Source organism: Mycolicibacterium alvei (assembly GCF_010727325.1).
GTDB classification, from domain to species: domain Bacteria; phylum Actinomycetota; class Actinomycetes; order Mycobacteriales; family Mycobacteriaceae; genus Mycobacterium; species Mycobacterium alvei.
In genome coordinates this window covers 114391-135414 of sequence record NZ_AP022566.1, presented here as the reverse complement: position 1 = coordinate 135414, position 21024 = coordinate 114391, and the positions used below count along the sequence as shown (strand labels likewise).

The following is a 21024-nucleotide window of genomic DNA, read 5'->3' as shown; positions in this document are numbered from 1 at the left end:
TGCCGGAGGTGAGATCGATGGACGAGCTCAAGTGTTCTCGGCAGTGGCGACTGAGGCGCTCCGGATCAATGGCCGACTCGGTGTGTGCGTGGCCAGGGCCGGTTGCGCGCAGGAGGTTTCGGCGTCGACTTTTCCGGTGGGCCATTGCTGCAGAAGGTAGGTTGTCATCGCGATCTCGCCGCTGTAGTACCAGTGGTGTTGGTGTTCGAGGGACTGTTGGAGACGTGCGGTGAGCGTGGTGAGCGTGTGCTCTAGGTCGTTCTCGGTGACGGTTTCGCCTGCTGCGAGCGCGTAGAGCACTGCCCTGGCGGCGTTGGCTGAACCTGTGTGGTAGGCAAAGGAATTGGGATCATCAGTGCGGTCTTTGATGCGCGCTGTGGCGGCCTCTCTCAATGCCAGTACGTCGCTCATCACGATGCTCACGGTTGGTTGCTCCTTTGTCTGAGCGGGTGGGGCGCACTCTATCGGCGGCGACCGACAACCAGCCTCGTGTGCGGTCCGGGGAGTGCGGGGGAGCGCAGCGGTCTGAGAGGCGCGCAGGCTGCTGCAATTGTTGCGCCATGTTCCTACATGCTGCGAGAAGTGTTCGCGAAGTAGGCGAGTGTCCGTCCAACCAGGGCCGAATCTGACACGATGGCCAGCGTGAACAAGGTCTTGCTGCTCGGCGCCGTGCTGTCAGTCGCCATTGTGGGGGCGTGCGCCACCGAATCCTCGACTGACGCCGCGGCGCCGAGCGACGTGGGCACTGCAGCGCCGGCCTACCGATTGGAGATCGGCAAGAAGCCCAGCAGCCTTGAGGTATACGTCAGCAAAATGCCGACCCATGGGGAAGCGGAGGCGATCATCGCCGATCTCCAACGCAAGTTTGAGGACAAAGACGACGGCTACTTTGTCTCGATCAACTGCTCGGCCGGCGGCACCCGTGACGTCGACAACCGACTAGGCAACGGCAAGTTCGCGATCGGCGCCATTGGCGCGGCGCGCACAGGCCTTGATGAGGCGCAGCACGAGGTCGCCCTGGTCGACGGTGGGAAGTGCCCGCCCGACCCGCTGCCTACAGCGGCGCCCGCGGCGTTGACCGCCCAGCAGGTCGTTGATGCGATCTCAGCCGCGGGCCTGCCGGTTGTGGATCCGCGGGACAACTCGTCGCGGATCTGCCAGAAAGCGGGCTGCGTTCAGCTGGTGACGACCGACTACTTTTCGGTCTATCAGTTCCCTGACGTCGACTCGGCGGCGAAGTGGGCATCGATTTATCCGTCGGGCTATCTGAAGGGCACGGTCTTCCTGCGTTACACCGAAGGCGGCAGCCACCCGACCGACCCGGCTCTGATCCCTCGGTACAACGCGGTGCTCGACGGTATGCAGACAGGGAATTGACGATCGGCGTCGCATTTCCAACGCGGGATTGCGCGCTCTCACGCTTGCCCCTTGAGCTCGTACTTGTGATCTTGCAACCTGCAGGTGCGCAGCGTGATTGGGCTGAATTCTTGGTTCCCGGACGTGTCGCTAGTGGGGCAGACGGTTGCCATCAGATGTGATAGGGGTGCGGGACCGATTGCAGGGCAGAAGATTTGTGAAGTGAATTGTGATGCGCGGCTCGCTTCCACAACTACAGTCCGGAACCCTCCGGGAGGGGCATACTGCCCTTATGCTCGCCGACCTCGCCGCGGCTACGCCGCAACGGTTCGCCGCGTTGGGCATCGACCTGCCGCGCAGCCTCGCCGAAGCGACCATCCCGCTGTACCAGGCCTCGGCAAAAGCGAAGTTCCACTGGGCGCACCGGCGTAGTCGATGCAAGCACATGCCAGGGTTTCGCCAGTGGTATTCCCCGAACGAGAAACGCCCCGCCCCGTGGGTAACAGATCGGTCGCCTGCTCTCGGCTTTTCAGAATCGATCGGTTCTATATGCATGAGCTGCGCGCGTGCAGTTTCCATCTCCGCGCCAGCGGATGCTTTTGTGGCCGTGGCGGCAGAGTTGTTCCGTGGACTTGACTGGCTGGAGGATGGACGACGTAGCGCTGACGAAGCTTGGACGTGGTTACAGTTCGCCCGATGGAAAGCCAGACAGCCGCTGACTGGTCGAGTCTGGGACGAGCGGCTGCGTGCTGTGAAGGGCAAGGATTGGACAGAGGCGGTAGCGGGACTGCGTAGCGCGCTGGGCGCGTACCGCGACGAAGTCAAAGTGGTAGCCGAGTGTGTAGCCGACAGTATCGGTGAGAACCCTGGAATTTCTGCGGTCTTGGAGCGGGCCGTGCTCATGGTCGAAACCGAAAGTGCGGTGTTGCAGGAGTCGGCCGCGGTGCTGAAGATCTCTGGCTGCGGGGTCGCTCAGGACGCCTACACCCGTATGTTCTCGCCGGCGTCGACCTACAAACAAGCTGAGCCGTGGCGTGTGGTGGCCGGCATTTGGAGGCACGCCCTCAAGAGTGGCTCCCCGACTGGGTCGGATCTCGCGGCGATCGCGGCCGCCTACCTCGACGATGAATTCCCCCATGTCCATGACTTGGCCTCATTGCCCACCTGTGCCCTGCATGAGCCGACGGTGGAGCCTGGCGATTCGGTGCATAGTTGGGCGTTGAGGATCGCCCAGGACCACCGGCGCGTGCTGATACGGGACTGGATCGCAAGGCTCGATATGGCCGCGGCAGGGCTGCTCGATAGTCACCTCGACGCAAGCAATGAGTGCACTCACCTGATTTGCATTCCGTGGTGGCCTCTCACCGGGGATGGGATGGAGGCCATCGCCTACCTGTCGCAGTTCGAGGTGATCGGTGGGCCAGTCGCTGTGGAGCGCCGCCCGTTTGGTTTCGAGGAGAAGGTGGCCGTCGTTCGAGCCCCGGCGTGGGCGGCGGCGCACACGGCCGAATTGCGGACGCCGCTGCGGAGTGAGCCGATCACCGACCAGCGGCGCCAGTCGGTCAAGATGCTGCGTCAACACGGAGTTGCCTTGGTGGAAGGGGAATTCGTGGCGCGTCGGAAGCCGTCGAGTGTGGTTGAGGAAGCTCGGGCGCTCAGAGACAATGCTTCGGCGGCCAATCCCTACTGGTACGAACATTCCCGGCCCTTGCGTCCTGGAGCCGTGCCGCCACGGCCGTACGCCGATGAACCGTGGTCGTGGTTCGCGGTGAGGTGTGCACTTGAACGTGCGCACTTCGTCTACGGCGTCGACGACTACGAGCTGCTCTCAATCGGCTTTCCAGCTGGTGGCGGGCGCAGTATGGAAGCTCGACTGGAAGTCGAGTGCCGATCGTTCGATGGCGCGGGGTGGTGCGTAGAGGAGATCGACGGGACTGTTGAGTCGGTCCAGGCCAACGGCTCGTTGGAGTTCACTCCGGATGGGATGCATGACAGCGTGACGGTTCCCGCCGCGTATGTGGTGGGCCTGGCGTTCCGTTAGGTGCGGGTCTCCGGCTCACGGGCCGTGCGCCATTCCTGGGTCAGCAGGTCGATATGTCAGCGGGTTGGTAGAGACTGAATGGCCTTCTCGGGCCGCGTTTCTGGCGCGCCCGCTGCCTGGCTAGCGTTTCGACGGCTGGCAGTGCCCGCTGTAGCGCGTCAAGCCTTGGCCTTTGTTCTTGCTTTTGCTTTGTCCGACGGGTCCGCCGTCGGGCTCTCGAACCCATTTGCCGGCGGTGTCTAGACCGGGCATGCGTTCGTTGAACCGTGCGCTGTAGCGAGTGTCGCCGTCGACGGTGAGGATGCCGTCTTGGACGTCGATGTGGGCCACTGTGGCCCAGTACGAGTTCTTGTTGTTGCCGACATAGACCAGGATCTCGTCGGCGTCGGGCCCGGGCAGTCCGTCGCGGCCGGCGCGGCCGTAGCGGATCGCGCACCGGGGCCGGCCGAAGGTGTTGATGGCGCCCATACCATTATCGACGCTCTGGTAAATATTAACTAGGAGATCGCCGTTCTCCTGGGGTAGGACCTGCACCTGTTCGACGGCGGGCTTGTTTCCCTTGCCGGGGTTTTGGCTGTCGCCATAGTGCTGCACGTGAGGCCACTTCTGAAGGCTGCCTTGCCGGCCGCGGTCCCCGCTGATGACCACGTATTCGTTGGTAACCTCATTGCGGCAGAAGAAATAGACATCCAAATCGCCCGTGCCCCAGGACTTTACGCGACCATTGGTGTCGTAGGTGGCGCCTCGGCCGTCCCACTCGAGGCCGACAGTCAGGACCCAGTTGGGATCGCCCTGGCTCTTGCGGAGGTCGATGGTGGCAGTCTTTGTCGGGGAATCCTTGGTCAGCACGACCGCAACCTTGGTCATGTTGATCGGCTTGGCCGCCGGGGTGCTCGGTGCGGGCTGCGGCGCTTCTGGTGGGGTTACCGGGCTCGGCTCATCGTCGACGGAGATCCCGAAATTGCGTGCAAACGAAGCCAATCCATCTGCGTAGCCCTGGCCGATCGCGTCGAGGCGCCAGCGGCCTGAGCGCCGGTACAAGGCGACCAGCTGCACCACGGTCTCGGTGCTCAACGCCGGCGGGATGAATCGGATTGTGTCTGCCTGCGAGCCGACATTGACGGCTAGGGCCGTGACATCGGCGAACCGCAACCCTTGCGCTTCGGTGCTGGCGGCCACCACCAGTCGCTCGACGTCGGCAGGCACCGCCTGTAGGTCGATTTGGGCGGTGTGGCCGTCAACCAGCGTGATACCGGCGGCCGAGGGATTGTTGAAGAACACGAAGTCCGAGTCGGAGCGGACCTGTCCACTCGCATCGAGTGCCACCGCCAACAGGTCCACCGCGGCCGCATTGTTCGCTGTCACGCTGACCGTGTACCTGGCGGCCGCCAGATCTGTCTTGGACCCCTTGGAGACATCCACCACGCCCGTTTCCCCTCTATCGTCGCGTTGACCTGCTCAGAACCGCTCGCTGCACTATGACAGGAGCGGCCGACAGCGCCGTCGAGGAGGTCCTTAAACTCTGGCCATGACGTCGATGTGGTGCACGGTCGGATCCGCGGTGCGCACGATTGCCGTCGTACCGCTGGTGGCAATGCTCCTGGTGGGTGCCATCGGATGCTCACAAAGTGAGGATGGCCGGGACCCGGCCCCAACGTCGGCGACCACCACGACCCCACTGACCACCACCACGACGCAGATCACCACGACCACGGTTACGACCACCTCTGCTGCACCCAGCATCGTCGAGACTTCTGCCGTTCCGTCGGTGGCGCCGAGCTCTGACACTGAGCATGTGGTCCAGCCGCCGCCGAGCGACGGCGGACGCCCCGTACCGGTACCCGGCGGGTCGCCCGAAAACTCAGGGCCGTGGGAGCAATACATGCCCGCGATGACGCCGTTCTCCAGCTGCGCTGCTGCTCGTGCTGCCGGCGCGGCACCGCTACATCGCGGGGAGCCGGGCTACAGTCCCAATCTCGATCGAGATGGCGACGGCGTTGCGTGCGAGGCTGGCTGAGCAGCTGAGTCTTTCACGGCCCTTAGTGGGATCTGGGTGGGGCACTGGCGCCGTACATGAGGATGTCTGTGGCGACGATCTGGTCACCTCGTTGCTCAACGAGGCCGTTGCGGCGAAGATCGCCGAGATAGGTGGAGAACGTCCCGCCTGAAGCGGTCACCCCGGAGACGTCGGCGAGCTCAGCTTTCGAGAGGCCTTCGGGGTGGGCGTCGATGACGGCCTGGAGCATTCGTGCGGCGCCGGCGCGCAAGATGTCGAGGTAGTGCTGCTGCAACTGGTGGGCGGTCATCGGTTCAGGACGGTGGCCGATGTAGTCCCAGCCGGCCTGGGTCAGGGTGAAGCCGGCGGGGGTCTCGTGGATCAGTCCGGCGCGGCGGATCTCGCCGAGGTATGTCGACCAGGTGCCGCCAGTGTGCTTCATGTGCGCGACGGTTGCCCACTGAGCTTTGGTCAGTCGCAGTGGGGCCATGGTGGCCAGGGCGGTGATCATGCGGTGGGCGCCCGCGCGGAACCGCGTGGTGGTGGGCTCTGACGGTGGGCTGGGCGGCCGTGGCGGTGCTGGCGCTGGTTTCGGCGGGGCCGTCGGCTCGACGGGCGTTGGGGCGGGCGTAGCCCGTGGAGCTGGTGGGTCGGGCGGTGCAGGGCGGCCGGTGGACAGTGTGTCGATCGAGGCCTCGATCAGGTCGATCGCCGCGCGCAGTGATTCAACGGCGGCGGTGTGCGCGTTGTCGCGGGTGAGCTCGTCGACCTGGGCGCGCAGAGTGTTGAGCTGGTCGTCGCGGTCGGCCAACTGGTGGCTGAGGGTGGCAGCGTGCGCGGCGGCCTGGTCTGCGCGCTGGTTGACTGCGGCCAATTCGTTGCGCAGGGACTGGATTTCGGCGCGCAGGCGGCGCGGATCGTTGCCCTGAGCGCGTTGGCGGGTGGCGGCGATCTCGGCGCCGAGCTTGTCCAGGTCGATCACTGCGCGCTTGTTGGGGACGATGCGTCGCTGGCCGGGCTTGGGGGTGGCGTGGGAGTCGAAAGTGGTGAACATCGGAAATTCGACGCGTTCGAGGATTCGCAGGAACCCCGGGCTCCAGATCCAACCGTGACCGGTGGGCAGTGATGGCAGGGAGGAGATGACTGTGCGGGCGGTTGTGTCGTCGTGGTCGGCGTTGACCGAAATCCATTCCTGGACGGCCTTGATGGAGCGCGGGCCGGTCGTGCGCAGCAGGATGACGGTCTCCATCAAGTCCAAGACAGATTTCGCGGTTTCCTGGGCGCGTTGCGAGCAGATCGTCATGCCGATGCCGCGCTGACGACCGCGTTTGGCGAGGTCCTCCATCGCCCCGAGCAATCGGGCGGTCGCAGCTGAAGCGCGTTGTGGAACAAGGACGTCGGCTTCTTCGATCACGACGTGCAGCGGGTCACGGTTGCGGTGGTAGAGACGCTCGGCGAACGCCGTGGCGAAGGTGCGGGCCTGGGTCTTGCTCATGTGGGACAGGTCGAGGACCGCGGGGATGCGGTCGTCGACGATGAGATCGGCCAGCAGCTCGCCGGCGGTTGGCTCCAGGGGCAGGTCGCCGTGGTCGCCGCCGAAAATATAGAACGGCAGCCCGGGGCTGGTGCCGTCGGCGCTGGAGCGAATCCCCCACCAGTCACCCTTGACGTCGACGACCACCACGGGCAGGCCTGCGCCGTACATCAGCTCGACGAGGTGGTGCGCGACCCCGGACTTGCCCGCTCCACGATTTGCCAGGATTGCTACAGCCGCGGTCACAATCTCCAGCGGCAGCTGCACGCCGGGGGCCAGGTCGATGTGGTCTGGCATCTCGTCGGCGGTCACGGGGCTGGGGTTCATGTCAGCTGGTTTCGAGTTCGGTCCAGTGTGGGTCGCCGGGGCGGCGGACGGCCTGGGCGTTGGGCCCGTGCTCGCGGCGGGCCTCGGCCTTCGCGTCGTCGACGGTGCCGGTCTTAGGTACCCAGATGGTGGCGTCGAACGGGATGCCGGCGCGGCGGACGAGCCAGGTGAGGACAGTCGCGTTCATTGCCAGGTGCCTTGTCCTTTGGCGTGCTGCCGCGCGTAATCCTGGGCGATTTGGCCGATGGCGTCGGCGGCTCCTCGGATCGTGTCGAGCATCTGGTGCCCACGGGCCTTGTCGGGGACCTGGTCTCCACGGGCCGTGTCGGGCATCTGGTCGTCAGGGGTCTTGTCGGTGGTTCTGGCGCCAGCTGTGCTCAAGTCTGTGGCTATCCGCTGAAGCGAGGCGAGGATCGGCGCCGGCGGATGCATACCGGCGAGTTGTTCGAGGGCCGTGAGGGTATCGCGGCCGGCCTTGCCGACCGCGTCTGGGTCGTCGGGGTTGGCGGCAAGCTCGTCTGCAGTCGTGTGCAGGTGCGTGGCCGCGCCGACGCAGGCCTGGGCGAAGTGCAGCTCATCGGTCATGCTGAGACCTCCACTGGCGTTCGGGTTATCCGTATGTCGTACTTCACGTGTTCCGCTCCGCCATCTCGTCGTATGAGCTGAACAGCTCTGGCCAGTCTGCACCGGGCTGAAGAACGGTGGTCGGCAGGCGGCCGAGGGCGACGGCGAGTCGGATACCGAGGTGATCGACGCCGGCGACGGCAAGCCAACCTGCGCACGCGCGGTCGCGGCCGGGCTCGGATTTGTGGCAGGCGAAGATCGGGGCGCCAAGCCCCGCTTCGCGTCCGGGAGATCCGGCTGTCGCTCGCAATGTCTCATACCGCTCGGCCGGAAACTCGCCTGCTGGGGAGTCTGTGCGCCATGGGCAATTCGCGCAGGGCCGAACACAGTGCGATAGCTCTAGTGGCACGGTGATCGGCTTGCCCACCTCTGAGCGGCTGGCCGGGCTCACGCGCGGATCAGCTCTGCGTAGTACTCCCAGTGTGGCTGGCGCTCCCCATCCCAGTTCACCTGCACCATGCCCGCGTCAGGGGCGTAGGTGGTGAGTTCGTTCGGCGTCCACGCTGCGACACGCTGCACGATGATGCCGTCCTCGCGACGATCGGCATGGCGAACCTGATCGCCGACAATCAAGGGGGCTGTCATGGGTTCTCCTATCGTCGGGTTCGTCGTCGCGGTGGGGTTGCTTCCGTCCGGCCCGGATGCGACTGTGAAGGCGAAGGGTGCGTTGCGCGGCAGGGTATCTGGATTGAGGGCGAACATCTCGCAGGCATTCGTCACCGCCGCACATCCGACCCAGCTCGGGCTTTCAGCTGTGCCAGTTGGGTTGCAAGCTCGTCTCGATAGGCGACGTTCTCTGCCCGATCCGGCTGGCCGATGCTGGCGGTTGCCACGTCGCAAGCGTGCTTCCACTGGTCGTCCAGTTCCGCGATCTGCTTGCCTAGCTCACTCATGTGATCCTCCGTAGGGCCGATAGTCTGCGGGGACGCAGCGTTGCGCCGGAACGCAATTGCGGGTGTCGTGTTCGGGCCGGTCTGCTGAGCAGACCGGTCAGTACGGCCGGTGTTCTGCGACGTAGGCCGCAGCCGATGAGGTCTGGCCCCCCGGGTAGTGGTGGACGGTGCGCCGATCGTGTTCGCGGGCCTCGGCGAGGGCTGCAGCATTGGACCGGAACGTGTGATCAGTGTCGGCGTGCGCGGCGCCGCCGCAGACGAAGCAGTTTTGTGGAGCCAGGTGCGCGGGTGTCGCCATGATCCGATCATGCTCCTTGGTTCTGGCAGGCGCGGCCGACTTTTCGACCTTTTCGACGGCAACCGGCCTGCACGAGTCGTTCGGTCGTCGCCTCGGCGGCGGCGGATGGTGTGATGCCCGATGCGGTGGTGCTCATCGAGTGGCCTGTGCGAGCAGATCGACTGCGCGGCTGGCCTTATCGCGTCCGTCGGTCACGGCGCCGATGACTGACGAGCGAGCGCGCGCGGCCCGGTCCTCGACAGCGCCGCGGTAGGACCACGCCGTGAGCACCTGGCCCGCTTCACCGAGGCGGACGTAGAAGACGTGATCCCCGTTGGTCCAAGCGCGCTCGCTGGATGGGATGTCAATCGCTCGGTAGTCGACCTCGGACCAGCCGTAGAGCGTCGCGGCGGCCACGATGCGTTCTTGTCCTGAGCCGCGTTCAGTGTCGCGCTTCATGACGGCCTTGTTCGCGTAGCGGTTCGGTGTCGCAGTCGCGCTCATGGGCCACCTCTGCCTGTTCTCGGGAGCGGCACTATGCGTTTCCCGCTGTGTCTGTGCGCAAATTTACATGCATGCGCGCATGCGCGCAAGACGTATTGCGCGCATGCGTGCAGGAGCTCTAGAATCACGTTCTGTGACGTCGCCCGATGTGGACCCCGGCAAGGTGAACTGGTCGATCAGGCTCGACGGAAACGAGGTTGGCCAGTGGGACGAGCTTCTGTATGGCCTTCGTCGCGAAACGGGCCGTCGAACACTGAGTAAGGCCGACGTCATGCGTGCCTTGGTCGATTTGGCGGCGGACGAGAACGCTCCGGTTCGTTCTGTGCTCATTGCCACCTTGAGGCAAGGAAACGGCTGAGCGGCCGTCAGTCCTGCACCGCGGTGCGGTGCAACATCCCCGGGTCGAAATTGGTGCTCCGATGCAGGGCGGTGTGCGGAGAGAATGCCACGATGGATGTTCGGCGCTGGAGGTTGAGGGCGGCAGCTCTGCTGGCCGTGGTAGGCGTGTTGGTGGGACTGACCGCGGCGTGCCGGGTTGTGCGAATGATCGACACCGACCCACTGGAGGTGACGATCAGCTCCATGCCCGGGGTGGCGAAGGCCTGGGTGGGCTACGACGAGGATGAGCTGGACTCGATAGCCACGCTCAACGTGCAGATGCCGGCCGCCGAGGCGGGCCAGATCAGCGGCGTTGCGCAAGCGGTATCCAGTGCGCACGGTGATGGTTCGGCCGATTACCTGAAACGGCTGCGACTGCGGATTGGCGAGGTGCCAGCGGTCACCGTCGTGCGAGACGTCAAGTCACTCAATGCAGCCGATGTTGCTACTGACAGCACAGCGCTGCGCTCGTTGGCAGCTGCCATCGCTTCGACGTCGCCCACTGTGCAGATCGACTGGGCTACCAATAACTGGCTGACGGTCCGGCAACTGTCCACGCCGATACCGGAAGTGCTGCAGGCGGTTCGAAACGTCGGTGTCACGGCCGGCACCGTGAATCTGCTACCTGTCGACTCTGCGGCACCGAACTGGCGGGTGACCCTGCCGCTGTCGCGTGACCAAGAGCAACGCATCCACCGGCAGATCGAGACCATGCCGGCCCAACTCAACCGGATCGCTGTGCGTGATGCGACGATCGCCGATCTTGGAGTCGTGGTGAGCCGTCAATCCACCTACCGTGCGCTGGTTGACATCATCAGCATCGTCGGTGCGGGCCCCGGCCGTCCGCTTTGGTTGACCTGGCATACGGCGCCGCAGGACATCACCAAGCAGTACGAGGGGTCAGTTGATGTCGGGGATTGCAGCTACCCCGACTCCCACCTGGAGCAGCATCCCGAAAAGTACCTGTCAGCTGATGAGATCGCGTTGCAGAACCAGCTGCGAGAACAGTTCGACACCTGTCCTCGATAGGTGCTGCTGGCGGTCGGCATCATCAGTTTTCCAGGCTGCGCCCGGTCGAAAGGTAGATGGCGTTGGGGCGTTGTTGACCCACCGAAAATATGGCTTGCCATTAATGCGGTACCGCATTACGATAATGGCATGCCAATTCATCCGGTGGTGTTCATCCTGCAAGGACTGCCAGGTTCAGGCAAGAGCACCTGGGCCCGCGCCTGGCGGGATCTCGACCCGGGGCATCGCGTCATCATCAACCGTGACCAGATTCGATTCCTGCTGTACCGCAAGTACCGTGGGCTCACCGAGTTGCAGGAACTGATCGTCACTGGCGTGGAGAGGCGCTTGGCCGTTCTCGCGCTCCGGGATGGTAAGTCCATCGTGATTGACGCTACCAACCTCGAAGCCGAGCATCTGGCCCAGTGGGTAGCGCTGGCCGGACGGCACGGTGCTCGCTACGAACGTGTCACCCTGCTTACGCCGGTAGACGAATGTCTGCGCCGCAACCGCCGTCGGGCCGCATCCGGTGGCCGCTTCGTGCCGGAGGAGGTCATCGTGGACATGAGCCGAAATGCTCAGTGGACCCTCGAACCAATCGACTCTCTGGCTCGCCTGTGAGGTGGCCGAGGCGCACCCGGCATGCCCAACATGTCGCGGTGAAACCGCCGGTGAAGTATGGGGCGCTGCTGGATCATTGGCGGGCCCTGGACGACTGGCTCGACGCGGGCGGCTCCGGCTGGCAAGTCAGTCGTGCCGCCAAGGACCTACTGGGCGGCGTGGAGCCCGAGAATCCGCACAATCGCCGCGAACTGCTCGTCCTGGCGCTACTCGCGGTCTCAGTGGACACCGGCCGCCTCCGCGACGAATTCGCGGCACGCGATTTCCTTGGCAACACACACATTCCCGTCGACAACCTGGTGAAGCGGCAGCAGTTTCTGACCGAGCTGGCGATCAGCTCCGCGATGCCACTCGCGCCCCTAGGGCGTCTGGTTGGTGAGCATGCCACCGTCGCCGAGAGACAACACATGCGACTCATGAACGAACCCAACTGGGACTGGCGCCACGAGCAGCGCGAAATCTGGACCGCCGCGGTGAGATTCGGTCACCTGGCACAGACAATCGCACACGCGCTGGGGCTGACCGCCAGCCCGATACCCTTCTACCGCTCCATGAGTATGCGCGCTGGCCAGAACCCGAACGCCGTCTTGATCAATGACATCGCGTGCGTGGCCGAGCCATGGTCTTCGGGCAGTCGAGCACGTGCCTCGTATGTCAACAGCGACCTGGGGTTGGGGCCCAACGCGCTGCCGCCGCACACTCTGTTCGAAATCTGGACAGCGCCGGCTGCAATCGTCGCTGTCACGCACCTGGAACCGGAGAAGGCGGGCCACGATCATCCCCGCAATTTCGCCGGGGAGTCGGGTCACCCCGTCATCACTGCGTATCCGCCTCTGTGGCGGGCAGCGCCGGAACACTTCGACGGCCCGGGTGGCTTGGCCCGGTGGCGACCGGTCACCGTCGCACAGATGCGCAACCACTAGTACGCGTGGTGTGCACCCGGGGGTGCGGCGCTGCCCGCGGCTGGCATCAAACGACAGCTGCGCACAGCGATTCGCGCCGGTGGATAGTCCTATCGCCTATAGCCCAGAACATTTCGCACCGCCGAGCATGTCGTACCCCCAGCGCATGATGCAGGTATGCGATTCGAATACACCCGTGGCCGAACGGATCTGGGCCTGCGGCGCACACCGTCGTGTCGCAGCGCGAATCGCGCTGCGGGAGCTCAGGAAAGGAGAGTGACGTGATTCCCACTGACCGGGAACGGCTTCGGCGCGCCAGCCAATACCGCGACCGCACCGCAGCTCGTGAGCAGACCCGCGCGCTACGTCAGGTCTCGGCCGCCGCCTACTGGTTGAAAAACCTCGATGCCGGCGAGCCCAGAGAGCAACGCGAAGAGATGGCGCAATCCTGCGCCCGCTACGCGCGCACGACCGGAGCCAGCGACGCGATGGTCGAACAGGCGCGACTACACGGTGAAGGAGCCGGGCAGCACCTGGCGGCCATGTTCGGGGGCACTTTCCTGTCGTGGTCCAAGACGGTGCGGTTGGTGTCGCCGCGGCTCAAGCGACTACCGCAAGGACTGCGGGTGCGACGAGCCCGGCAGCGGGCCTTTGAGCGGGCCTTCATAGGGCCTGAGCGCTACGTCGACTGGCTGACTGAGGGTGGGTTCGTTCTGGTGGAGCGTCGGGTGATTCGTCACGCCGACCTGACAGACACGGTGATCAGCGAGTGGCAGCGTCAGGTAGCGGGGGGCACCGATCGGGCGCAGATCATCGAATGGCGCACCGCGGCCACTGATGCGGCCGTGGTCGCCGATGTATTCAGTGCCGATGAGAATCCGACGCAGTCAGCGCCAGTCGTCGATCTCGACGCGGCGCCGACGGCTGCTCAGTAGGCATGCGCGCAGTCTAGGAGACAAACACTTGTACACCCGGTTTACCGGGTGTACGGTGGTGGAAGTCCGGTCAGGGATTACCCAGACCGCAACCGCCCAAGGAGGCACCCCATGACTGAAACCGTCACCTTCCGCAGGACCGGAATCGGGCAGTACGCGATCATGCTGGACGGACGCGTGATCGGCGAGGTGGTCAAGGTCCGCTCGGTCGACTTGCTCACCGGCGCTGTGCGCCGGCCCGTGTGGACGGCTCAGACTGAGGCCCGTCATCCTTTCGGGGTAACCACGTCGATCGCGCGCCGTGGCGCCAGCCGCCAGGAAGCGGCAGGAAAGGCTGTCGATGAGTACAAGCGCCTGTGCTCCACCACGGTCGTCGAACTGTGCGCAATCGATCGTCAGGGCCGCGAAGCCGGGTGGTGGTGAACCCGCTGCCCGCCGCGGCGCTCCGTCGCGCACCGCACATACAGAGCCTAAGGAGGCCTGCTGAGCTATGAATCCGGCTGAAATCCGCTGCCGCCGAGAACGTCTCGGCCTCACCGCTGAAGGACTCGCTCAGGTACTCGGCGTCGACGAACGAAACGTCCGCCGCTGGGAGCGCGGCGCCCAGGGGATCTCGGAACGCAATGTCGAGCAGATCGCCCAACTCGAACGGCGATATGCGCAGCTGGTCGACGAGCTCGCCGCAGGCGATCGCGACCCGTTAATCACCTTCGAGACCGATGAGCGACTATGGGAGGCCCACCCACAGCTGCGGCCCATCCCGGCCCGCCTCCATCGCAGCGCCGCGGCCGAGGCCATCATCCGAAGCGGAGGTCAGATCGCCTACGCCGGCGAACCGGTCGTGTAGTTGCCCGCTCTGTGACTGCGCAAGTCACTGTGGCGCACAGGAAGACTCGGGTGTCTATTCAGGGCAAACGTCGGTTGCGTCGCCTGGGTCGAACTCGTCGGGGTCAGAAGTCCGGACCACCTTGCGGTAGGCAGGATGACCGTCGCAGTCGCCTAGGTCGAATGCGATGACGAAGATCTCGGACTTGGGTTCGTCGACACCGTGGAACGTGACTCCATGGCCGATGGCTCGGGGCTGACCCCACGACTGCCAGGTGATGTCGCTGACCGAGCTGCTGGCCGTCGAGGCCAGCGAGATCGATTCGGGCTGTGCACCGCCGAACCCTTCGGCCCACTCGAATGGTTTCTCGCGCCCCAATGTCGGTACACCATGGCGGAACTGGGGGCACTGGTGTTCAAAGGGGAGTTGTTGACTGATCGCGAAGGCAGCCTCGAGTCGTTTGACTGTCTCTTGCGCGGGTTCGGCGTTGAGCCGCTCGCGCGAGTCTTTGACTATCGCGAGGAACACCGGATCAGCGGCCAGCGGGCTCGTCGCAAGGAACTTCCCGCCGTTGGCTATGTATTCGTCGGTCTCAGCCAGCTGCGAACGTTTGTAGGCCTCGGGATCCGCTCTAGCTTCATCAATCGTGGTCTTGAGCGCGTGCTCTTCTTGGTCCCATCGTTTGGGATCGCCGCTCCTGCCTGAGCACTGCTGGCGGCCGAAACCGCGAAGCAAGTGGGGAGTCTTGGCGACTCTGTCATGATCAGCTGCATTCGACGGGATCGGGCCGAACATGTAGACGAAGCTGCCGTTTCGGATGTCCCAGCCCGGCACCTGGCAGGCGGCGGAGGCGAACGCCGCGTCACCGCCGGCCGGGACATCCGTGAAAATGCTCTCGACAAGATCGCGGTGGAACTTCTCTGTGACAGGAATTTTGTCCTGTGCCAATTGCTGCGAAACAGTGATCGGCTGACCTGTGAGGGGATTGGTCACCTCCGCGGCGAGTGCGGCGTCCACGAGTTGCTCCGGTGTGGAATTGGGGCCGATCGCATCGACGCACTCCGAAAGGAGATTTCCAGACATCCCGCCCATGCCTGCACCCATATGAGGGCTACCCGAGCACCCTGCGGCCAGCGCAACGGCAACTCCGACGAGTGAAGATCTCATCGCAGAACGTCGCGCCCGGCGCCCAGTGATCCGTTGCGTCACGCAGTGCCGGCTAGGTAGCGGGGACACCGCGGGGTCGGCGTTTGCGCGATGAAACCGGGTCATCAGCGGCCCCTCCCGTGATTTGCTAGGAACCGATTTGATCGTCTCATTGGGAAGGCGAACGCGGGACCGGATTCGAAGCTCTGAACAAAGTGGCAAGCCCACCAGCCAGCGAGTCTGGCAATACACTCAGGTCAACGCGATGAACAGCAAGGGGGGGAATGTTGACTTCGGAACAGATCAGTGCCGCAGCTATTGACGTTGCCGGTATTGGAGAACAGCTCGGTCAGGCCCAGATCGATAGCCCGACCGCTTTGGCTTCGGTAGTGAAGCGGCTACAGGACTTGGCCGAAGTCCTGTCAGCGGGCCCGGGAGGCCCGGGAGCCTTGGCACGGTCGGTGTGGGACCTGGCCGAGCGGATCCAGTCGGCAGGAACAGCGTCCCCGGACGGCGTTGGAGCGCTGGCGACCCAACTGCGCCACGTCGCTGCCGGCCAAGCCGAATGGGAGGCTAAGGCGCGCAACATCTGGTGACGCCTCAGCGAAGAGAAGGCCGACGCGCGCGACTGAACCTGGGCGGTGCACTCGTGCGCAATGTCGCCCTACAATGCCTCGACGAAACGGTGCGCAGGCTCGGGTGAGGGTGACGAACGTATGAGCAGCAGTGGGTCCTATCCTGCGGCCAACCGCTGGCTCTCCGCGTCGGAGATGGCCGAGGAGTCGGGCCTGCGGATCGACTTCGTCGAGCGGTTCCTGCCAGCCGAGGAGCCTGCTCCCCGACCCAGGTACAGCGGTGAGCTCGTCGGCGTGGCCCGGTTCGTCAAAGAGCTCGCCGATATCGGCACCCCGGCGGCCGCGATCGAAGTAGCAGTCACTGAGATCCGCTCTCGCCGAGATGCCGCGTTCGGCGTCGTCGTCGGCCACGAGCGGCGCCGCATGGCATCAGGAGCTGGCCGGGCCAAGGCCAAGCGGGCCATCGGTGCCGCCGCGGCGATCGGGCTGATCGTCGGAGGCTTGGCTGGAGGGCTGATTGGACATTTCACCGCGGGGCCGTCGGCCGAAGCCGCCGCCCCGGTGTCGGTCACAGTCACCGAGACCGCGCCAGCGCCCCCAGCGGTGGCCGCTGAACCTGTCGTGCCGCTGCGCAAGGACCCTGTGTGTGAGGAGTGGAACCAGCTCACCGACAGCTATGCCGGCAAACAGAAGGACTGGGTCCGAATGGATCCGCAGGTCTCGTCGGTGCAGTGGCCCGCCGAACAGCGAGCCGTGGCATTGGCGGTGATTCCGGTACTGAAGGCGCAGGCCGCAGACGCCAGACGTCTGGCAGACGCAACCCAGGACCAGTTCCTGGCCGGCCTGTTGCGCGCGCAAGCGGCCTACGAACTCGAGTACGCCAACCGGCTCCCCACCTATCGCGTCAGCGACGATGCGTATTGGAAGGCCGTGAAAGCACTCGGAGAAGTGATCCGGCAGAGCTGCTCAGCTGCGAACTGACAGCCGCGCAGGGCGTGGCAGTCAAACTGGCCTCGAAAACCCCCGCAGGCCCACCATAGTGGCGGCCACAATCGATGGAATGCGACGCGACGTCGCACGCCCTCGAAGGAGCCGTCGTGAGCCACCACATCCTCGTTATCGGTTTGGATGCCGACCGTGAAGCAGCGCGCCAGCGCGGTGAAGCCGTTTTCCCTGAGCATCCCGACGAACGGTCTTATACCCTGATCTGCCCAGACGGCAACGGGTGCAAAGGATTTCTGCGGTGCGGAGAGCCGCACTGGTTCGGCGGCGTGCCTATTGAGCATGACATCAACCATGACAACAGCGTGCCTAGTGGATACGAGCACGAGGAACGCGAGTTTCACGGTGTGACGCACCTCTGGCGCGAAGGGTGGGGCTGGACAGTGCCCTACGAGGGCTGCATCGTGAACTACGTCGACTGGGAATATCCCACTGGCGTAGCGCAATACCCGATCGGCCAGTACGACGTGGAAGACGACTGGATCGACGACTCGTGCTGGGTCGAGTTCGCCAACGTCGAGCCCCTGGCCGCGCAGCAGCCCGCTATGGCAGCCGCCGCATTGTGAAGGCTCTCACCGTACAACAGCCGTGGGCGTGGGCAATCATCCACGGCGGCAAGAACATCGAGAATCGCACGCAGCTGTGGTCGTACCGAGGCGTTTTGGCCATCCATGCCGGACAACGATGGTCAGAACGCGGTGACCGCAGCCCCCTGATTGAAGAGGCTACGAAAGGCCGGTCCCTGTATCCATCGGCGTTGACGATGGGCGCGATCATCGGGCTGGTCGATCTGGTGGACTGCCACGAAAACGCCGGGTGCCACAAACCGTGGGGGGAGTCGTCCTACGTCGAATTCGGTGGCCGCCAACGCGATCGCATCACCCACTTGGTGTTGGAGCACCCACGCGCGCTAGACGAACCCATCGCGTGCAAAGGGGCGCTGGGGTTGTGGACACCGCCGCCCGATGTGGTGCGCCGGCTGGAGGCCCTGTAGACGTCGGGGTTGCGACGTTGTTGTGGTGGTCGCCTGCGCGCGATGGCGGCACGTTCATCGGTGGAAATTGGTGCGCTCAGGTGTGGTGGGCGGCATTTATGGTCGAGGTGTGGGCGACTATGCGCAGACCCTGGTCGACGTCGATGCGACCGACGAAGATGCACCCAGGCTCAAGCAACGGGTGCTGTCGTGGCTGATCAACGATCAGATCGTGGCCGCCGAACTCAGCGATTGCGTGCTAGGCGCCGAAGAAGGCGGCTATGCACCGGGGGAAAACTATTCCTACGCGATCGTGGGCCGCGGCTCGGTTCCCGTTACCGCGCCTCGCCTGTGGACCAACGGCCTGTCCATCGACGCCACTCGATCGGTGTACTGGGCCAGTGATCTCGACTCGGTGACCTGCCCGCGATGCGGTCATCGAGAACCGCTCGAACTCGCCGGCGACGGTGATGGCAGGTTTGTCACGGCATTCCGGCCGGCCATGCTGACGTGGGTTGACGGCGGCAGCGGTGAGGTGGCGTGTGCATCCTGCGGTGAAGACGTCGGCCTCAATGACTGGGAATGGTCGCACCCCTGGGCATTCGGGACCCTCGGGGTCAAGATGTGGAACTGGGACCCGATCGGTGAGGAGTTCATCACCGATCTCAGCGAGCTCCTCGACGGCCACCGCCTGGTCTACAGCTGCTACAAACTGTGACCCCAACACCCGAGGCCGCGAGTGGCGGCTGAACGGCTGTGCCGGCCGGGGCGCAACTGTCCGAGCGGCACTGGGATCGTCCCCGCGACCGGGGAGAAACTGGCCCAAAAAATCCGGACGCGGCCCTGTTGTGTCTGACCACAATCGATAGGCATGAACGGCTGTCCACGACCTGACAATCGCCTGCAGGGGCGGTTGGCGCCGTCCACACCCTTCGCGCCCGCGGCCCCAGGGGCGGTGACCCGGTGACCATCACACCGCTGCGGGCCGTCGTTGTCATCGACTACCAGAACGTTCACCTCTGCGCCCGCGACCACTTCGTCCCCAGCACTGCCGCTGCAGACAGCCTCATCTCGCCAGGGCGATTCGCCCGTCGCCTCATCGCGGTACGCAACCGGGTGTCGCCACTGCCCGCGGAACTGGTCGAGGTAGTGGTATTTCGAGGATTGCCCGAGCCTCAATTCGACCTCTACGGGTACCAGCGGAATCTGGCGCACCAGCAGCGGTGGGAGGCCGACCCCGCGGTGCGCGTGGTCCATCAGCCGCTGCGCTACCGGGTCCTGCGCGCTGCCTACAGTGTGGGCCCGGCAGGAGCGCAGGTACAGCCAGAAGTCGATGTCACCGAAAAAGGTGTCGATGTGCTGTGCGCCTTGGCCGTCGTGGAAGCCGCGGCGCGCCCCGATGTGGATTTGGTCGTGTTGGCCAGTCACGACCACGATCTGGATCCCGCGGTCGCCGCAGTGCAGCGATCCCGAGAAGCCCGGGTCGAAGGGTTCCAGTGGTTTGGGGGTGCGGGCCAGCAGGTAGGCCACCTTCATGGCGACAGTGAGGCCGGGCGATTGTGGTGCACCCGAATGGAAGTCGAAGATTTCGCGGCCTGCCGTGACGAGCACGATTACCTCATCGAACGGGTTGGCTACGGATCAAGGCAGGGGCAAGGCTGATGGACGGAAGAAACCACACCTCGTTGGGGCATTGGCGCCAGCACATTGCCGCCGTGATCGTCGTGACGTTGTTCGTGATGCTGTTGGGCGCGGCATTGACGCTGGCCGTCGCTCAAGGTGCGGGAATGCTGTGAGTACACCGCTCGCCGTTGCGGATACCCCGGCACCGACCCGTCGGGGGATGGCCTTCCAGCCGTTCGCTGGGGGCACCGATGTATGGCTGACGCCCAGACACCTCCTGGCAGCACTGGGCGAGTTCGACCTCGACCCCTGTGCGGCGCCGGACCCCACGCGCTGGCCGACCGCTCGCCGTCATATCTGCCTTCCTGACGATGGCCTGAGCGCACCCTGGTCTGGCCGGGTATGGCTGAACCCGCCCTACGGGGCCCAGGTGCACCGGTGGGTGTCGCGATTGGCTGACCACGGCGACGGAATCGCGCTGATCTTCGCCCGGACCGACACGACAGGCTTCATGAACCACGTGTGGCGGCGCGCGGACGCGGTGTGCTTTCTGCAGCGCCGCTTGGTCTTTCACCATTCCGACGGAACAGCGGCGGCCAACGACTGCGGCGCCCCCAGCGTGCTGGTCGCGTTCGGGCGCAACAACGTCGACATCCTCGCCCGCGCGATCGAACGTGGACAGCTGGGCGCTGTCCTTGTCGATCGAGAAACCGGTTGGCAGTTACCGGCCAGCGACCCAACGCTGCCGTTCGAGGACGCGTGATGACCGAATCAAACATCCGGTGAGGGGTAGGAACAGTGAGGGATTTGAGAGTGGTGTTGGGGCGGTCGGCCTCCGGTATCGCCACCGAGGTGACGTTGAGCGGGCACCGTCCGCACGTCCGCTGGATCGGCCCGCGGGGTGTCGGCAAGACACCTGAGCTCATGCGGGCGGCGGGCCAATGTGTCGTGCAGATCCCCCCATGCCCCGACCAGCTGCGAATGGTGCTGTTCGAAACACCCACCCGACCGCACAGTTGCACTGACCTTCTGGGCCTTCCCGGGGTCATGACGATCAACCCGTCCACGGTGCTCAACGCTGACGATCCGAACGTCACCCTGGACCTGTTCAACCGACAGCTGCAGCGGCGCCGGGACCGCGGTGCCGGCCAACCATTGGTGCTCGTGGTCAACGACTACAGCTGGTGGCTCCAGTACTTCCCGGAACTGCATACCCTGGCCATCGACCCCGAACCTGGAGTGCATCTCCTGTTGGCCGCGACTGACCTCAACGACTTCGATGTCGCTACCGCGCCGCCCGGCCGGCGGCCCATGAGCTGGATGCCCGAGGACGGCGCGAAGTCTCCCGAGGAGCCCTCTGCGCTATCCGAGCGATTCCGCACCGTGGTACTCCCGGCGGCGCCGCGGCGCCAGCCCGCGATCTTGCCGCGCCGGACCCGGGCGTGGGCCCCGTGCTAATTGGACGGGCGCTCACTGCGACGAT

31 protein-coding genes are annotated in these 21024 nt (G+C 64.9%); 19 read left to right on the top strand and 12 right to left on the bottom strand.

Features of this window, described 5'->3' with window-relative positions; genetic code table 11:
- Positions 1-27: 27 nt before the first annotated feature.
- Positions 28-423, bottom strand: coding sequence for a hypothetical protein (locus tag G6N44_RS28190; RefSeq protein ID WP_163670579.1), 396 nt, complete (start codon positions 421-423; stop codon positions 28-30).
- 210 nt (positions 424-633) lie between these two features.
- Between G6N44_RS28190 and G6N44_RS28185 the strand changes: the two genes are divergently transcribed.
- Together G6N44_RS28185 and G6N44_RS28180 are read left to right on the top strand one after the other, a co-directional pair.
- Entirely contained in the window at positions 634-1377 is a 744-nt protein-coding gene (locus tag G6N44_RS28185) for a hypothetical protein (protein WP_163670576.1), read from the top strand.
- Between the two features lie 271 nt (positions 1378-1648).
- Positions 1649-3397, top strand: a complete 1749-nt coding sequence (locus tag G6N44_RS28180; RefSeq protein ID WP_163670574.1) for a hypothetical protein — start codon at positions 1649-1651, stop codon at positions 3395-3397.
- A gap of 120 nt (positions 3398-3517) precedes the next feature.
- Here G6N44_RS28180 and G6N44_RS28175 read toward each other — a convergent pair whose 3' ends face one another.
- Together G6N44_RS28175 and G6N44_RS29655 are read right to left on the bottom strand one after the other, a co-directional pair.
- Complete coding sequence (locus G6N44_RS28175) at positions 3518-4762, bottom strand: TerD family protein (protein ID WP_235683169.1); 1245 nt, start codon at positions 4760-4762, stop codon at positions 3518-3520.
- 150 nt (positions 4763-4912) lie between these two features.
- Positions 4913-5185: a hypothetical protein gene (locus G6N44_RS29655; RefSeq protein WP_235683168.1), complete on the bottom strand. Its 273-nt coding sequence runs from the start codon at positions 5183-5185 to the stop codon at positions 4913-4915.
- 94 nt (positions 5186-5279) lie between these two features.
- Between G6N44_RS29655 and G6N44_RS29935 the strand changes: the two genes are divergently transcribed.
- Positions 5280-5414, top strand: coding sequence for an excalibur calcium-binding domain-containing protein (locus G6N44_RS29935; RefSeq protein WP_407666186.1), 135 nt, complete (start codon positions 5280-5282; stop codon positions 5412-5414).
- 22 nt (positions 5415-5436) lie between these two features.
- On the opposite strand, the gene G6N44_RS28165 is transcribed toward G6N44_RS29935, so the two are convergent.
- From G6N44_RS28165 to G6N44_RS28140, 8 genes are all read right to left on the bottom strand, one after another.
- Positions 5437-7254 carry a type IV secretory system conjugative DNA transfer family protein gene (locus G6N44_RS28165; RefSeq protein ID WP_163670568.1) on the bottom strand — a complete coding sequence of 606 codons (1818 nt, stop codon included), beginning with the start codon at positions 7252-7254 and terminating at the stop codon, positions 5437-5439.
- 1 nt (position 7255) lies between these two features.
- The gene (locus G6N44_RS28160) at positions 7256-7441 is read right to left on the bottom strand and encodes a hypothetical protein (protein WP_163670566.1); all 186 of its coding nucleotides are present in this window, start codon (positions 7439-7441) and stop codon (positions 7256-7258) included.
- A complete protein-coding gene (locus G6N44_RS28155) occupies positions 7438-7839 on the bottom strand; it encodes a hypothetical protein (RefSeq protein ID WP_163670564.1) in 402 nt (133 codons plus the stop codon). The genes G6N44_RS28160 and G6N44_RS28155 overlap by 4 nt, the downstream gene beginning before the upstream one ends.
- A gap of 43 nt (positions 7840-7882) precedes the next feature.
- Positions 7883-8227: a DUF6283 family protein gene (locus tag G6N44_RS29305; protein WP_220099801.1), complete on the bottom strand. Its 345-nt coding sequence runs from the start codon at positions 8225-8227 to the stop codon at positions 7883-7885.
- Positions 8228-8265: 38 nt separating this feature from the next.
- Positions 8266-8463, bottom strand: coding sequence for a hypothetical protein (locus G6N44_RS28150; RefSeq protein WP_163670562.1), 198 nt, complete (start codon positions 8461-8463; stop codon positions 8266-8268).
- A 131-nt stretch (positions 8464-8594) separates the two neighbouring features.
- Complete coding sequence (locus G6N44_RS29155; protein WP_170309467.1) at positions 8595-8771, bottom strand: DUF7461 family protein; 177 nt, start codon at positions 8769-8771, stop codon at positions 8595-8597.
- A gap of 97 nt (positions 8772-8868) precedes the next feature.
- The gene (locus G6N44_RS28145) at positions 8869-9069 is read right to left on the bottom strand and encodes a hypothetical protein (protein ID WP_133062600.1); all 201 of its coding nucleotides are present in this window, start codon (positions 9067-9069) and stop codon (positions 8869-8871) included.
- A 132-nt stretch (positions 9070-9201) separates the two neighbouring features.
- A complete protein-coding gene (locus G6N44_RS28140) occupies positions 9202-9552 on the bottom strand; it encodes a hypothetical protein (RefSeq protein ID WP_088305660.1) in 351 nt (116 codons plus the stop codon).
- A 133-nt stretch (positions 9553-9685) separates the two neighbouring features.
- Here G6N44_RS28140 and G6N44_RS28135 point away from each other — a divergent pair, with 133 nt between their 5' ends.
- The 7 genes from G6N44_RS28135 to G6N44_RS28105 all read left to right on the top strand — a co-directional run bounded on the left by G6N44_RS28135 (position 9686) and on the right by G6N44_RS28105 (position 14243).
- On the top strand, positions 9686-9910 hold the full coding sequence (locus G6N44_RS28135) for a hypothetical protein (RefSeq protein ID WP_163670560.1): 225 nt from the start codon (positions 9686-9688) through the stop codon (positions 9908-9910).
- A gap of 92 nt (positions 9911-10002) precedes the next feature.
- Positions 10003-10959: a hypothetical protein gene (locus G6N44_RS28130; RefSeq protein WP_133062599.1), complete on the top strand. Its 957-nt coding sequence runs from the start codon at positions 10003-10005 to the stop codon at positions 10957-10959.
- Positions 10960-11559 (top strand): AAA family ATPase, encoded by a 600-nt coding sequence (locus G6N44_RS28125; protein WP_163670558.1) that lies wholly within the window; start codon positions 10960-10962, stop codon positions 11557-11559.
- 38 nt (positions 11560-11597) lie between these two features.
- Positions 11598-12482, top strand: coding sequence for a hypothetical protein (locus G6N44_RS28120; RefSeq protein WP_133062598.1), 885 nt, complete (start codon positions 11598-11600; stop codon positions 12480-12482).
- Positions 12483-12742: 260 nt separating this feature from the next.
- Positions 12743-13396 (top strand): hypothetical protein, encoded by a 654-nt coding sequence (locus G6N44_RS28115; protein WP_163670556.1) that lies wholly within the window; start codon positions 12743-12745, stop codon positions 13394-13396.
- A 111-nt stretch (positions 13397-13507) separates the two neighbouring features.
- On the top strand, positions 13508-13819 hold the full coding sequence (locus tag G6N44_RS28110) for a hypothetical protein (RefSeq protein ID WP_163670554.1): 312 nt from the start codon (positions 13508-13510) through the stop codon (positions 13817-13819).
- A 67-nt stretch (positions 13820-13886) separates the two neighbouring features.
- Entirely contained in the window at positions 13887-14243 is a 357-nt protein-coding gene (locus tag G6N44_RS28105) for a helix-turn-helix domain-containing protein (protein ID WP_088305652.1), read from the top strand.
- A 54-nt stretch (positions 14244-14297) separates the two neighbouring features.
- On the opposite strand, the gene G6N44_RS28100 is transcribed toward G6N44_RS28105, so the two are convergent.
- The gene (locus G6N44_RS28100) at positions 14298-15239 is read right to left on the bottom strand and encodes a hypothetical protein (protein ID WP_088305651.1); all 942 of its coding nucleotides are present in this window, start codon (positions 15237-15239) and stop codon (positions 14298-14300) included.
- Between the two features lie 413 nt (positions 15240-15652).
- Between G6N44_RS28100 and G6N44_RS28095 the strand changes: the two genes are divergently transcribed.
- The 9 genes from G6N44_RS28095 to G6N44_RS28060 all read left to right on the top strand — a co-directional run bounded on the left by G6N44_RS28095 (position 15653) and on the right by G6N44_RS28060 (position 20999).
- On the top strand, positions 15653-15964 hold the full coding sequence (locus tag G6N44_RS28095) for a hypothetical protein (protein WP_088305650.1): 312 nt from the start codon (positions 15653-15655) through the stop codon (positions 15962-15964).
- A 120-nt stretch (positions 15965-16084) separates the two neighbouring features.
- Positions 16085-16924: an ESX-1 system-associated protein gene (locus tag G6N44_RS28090; RefSeq protein WP_133062595.1), complete on the top strand. Its 840-nt coding sequence runs from the start codon at positions 16085-16087 to the stop codon at positions 16922-16924.
- A 116-nt stretch (positions 16925-17040) separates the two neighbouring features.
- The gene (locus G6N44_RS28085) at positions 17041-17511 is read left to right on the top strand and encodes a hypothetical protein (protein ID WP_133062594.1); all 471 of its coding nucleotides are present in this window, start codon (positions 17041-17043) and stop codon (positions 17509-17511) included.
- Positions 17508-17939: an ASCH domain-containing protein gene (locus G6N44_RS28080; RefSeq protein WP_088305647.1), complete on the top strand. Its 432-nt coding sequence runs from the start codon at positions 17508-17510 to the stop codon at positions 17937-17939. The genes G6N44_RS28085 and G6N44_RS28080 overlap by 4 nt, the downstream gene beginning before the upstream one ends.
- A gap of 109 nt (positions 17940-18048) precedes the next feature.
- A complete protein-coding gene (locus G6N44_RS28075; RefSeq protein ID WP_163670552.1) occupies positions 18049-18636 on the top strand; it encodes a hypothetical protein in 588 nt (195 codons plus the stop codon).
- A 245-nt stretch (positions 18637-18881) separates the two neighbouring features.
- Entirely contained in the window at positions 18882-19580 is a 699-nt protein-coding gene (locus G6N44_RS28070) for an NYN domain-containing protein (RefSeq protein ID WP_235683167.1), read from the top strand.
- The gene (locus tag G6N44_RS29740; protein ID WP_264033066.1) at positions 19580-19714 is read left to right on the top strand and encodes a hypothetical protein; all 135 of its coding nucleotides are present in this window, start codon (positions 19580-19582) and stop codon (positions 19712-19714) included. The genes G6N44_RS28070 and G6N44_RS29740 overlap by 1 nt, the downstream gene beginning before the upstream one ends.
- Positions 19711-20304: a DNA N-6-adenine-methyltransferase gene (locus G6N44_RS28065; protein WP_235683166.1), complete on the top strand. Its 594-nt coding sequence runs from the start codon at positions 19711-19713 to the stop codon at positions 20302-20304. The genes G6N44_RS29740 and G6N44_RS28065 overlap by 4 nt, the downstream gene beginning before the upstream one ends.
- 35 nt (positions 20305-20339) lie before the next feature.
- A complete protein-coding gene (locus G6N44_RS28060) occupies positions 20340-20999 on the top strand; it encodes a hypothetical protein (protein ID WP_133062593.1) in 660 nt (219 codons plus the stop codon).
- Positions 21000-21024 lie beyond the last annotated feature (25 nt).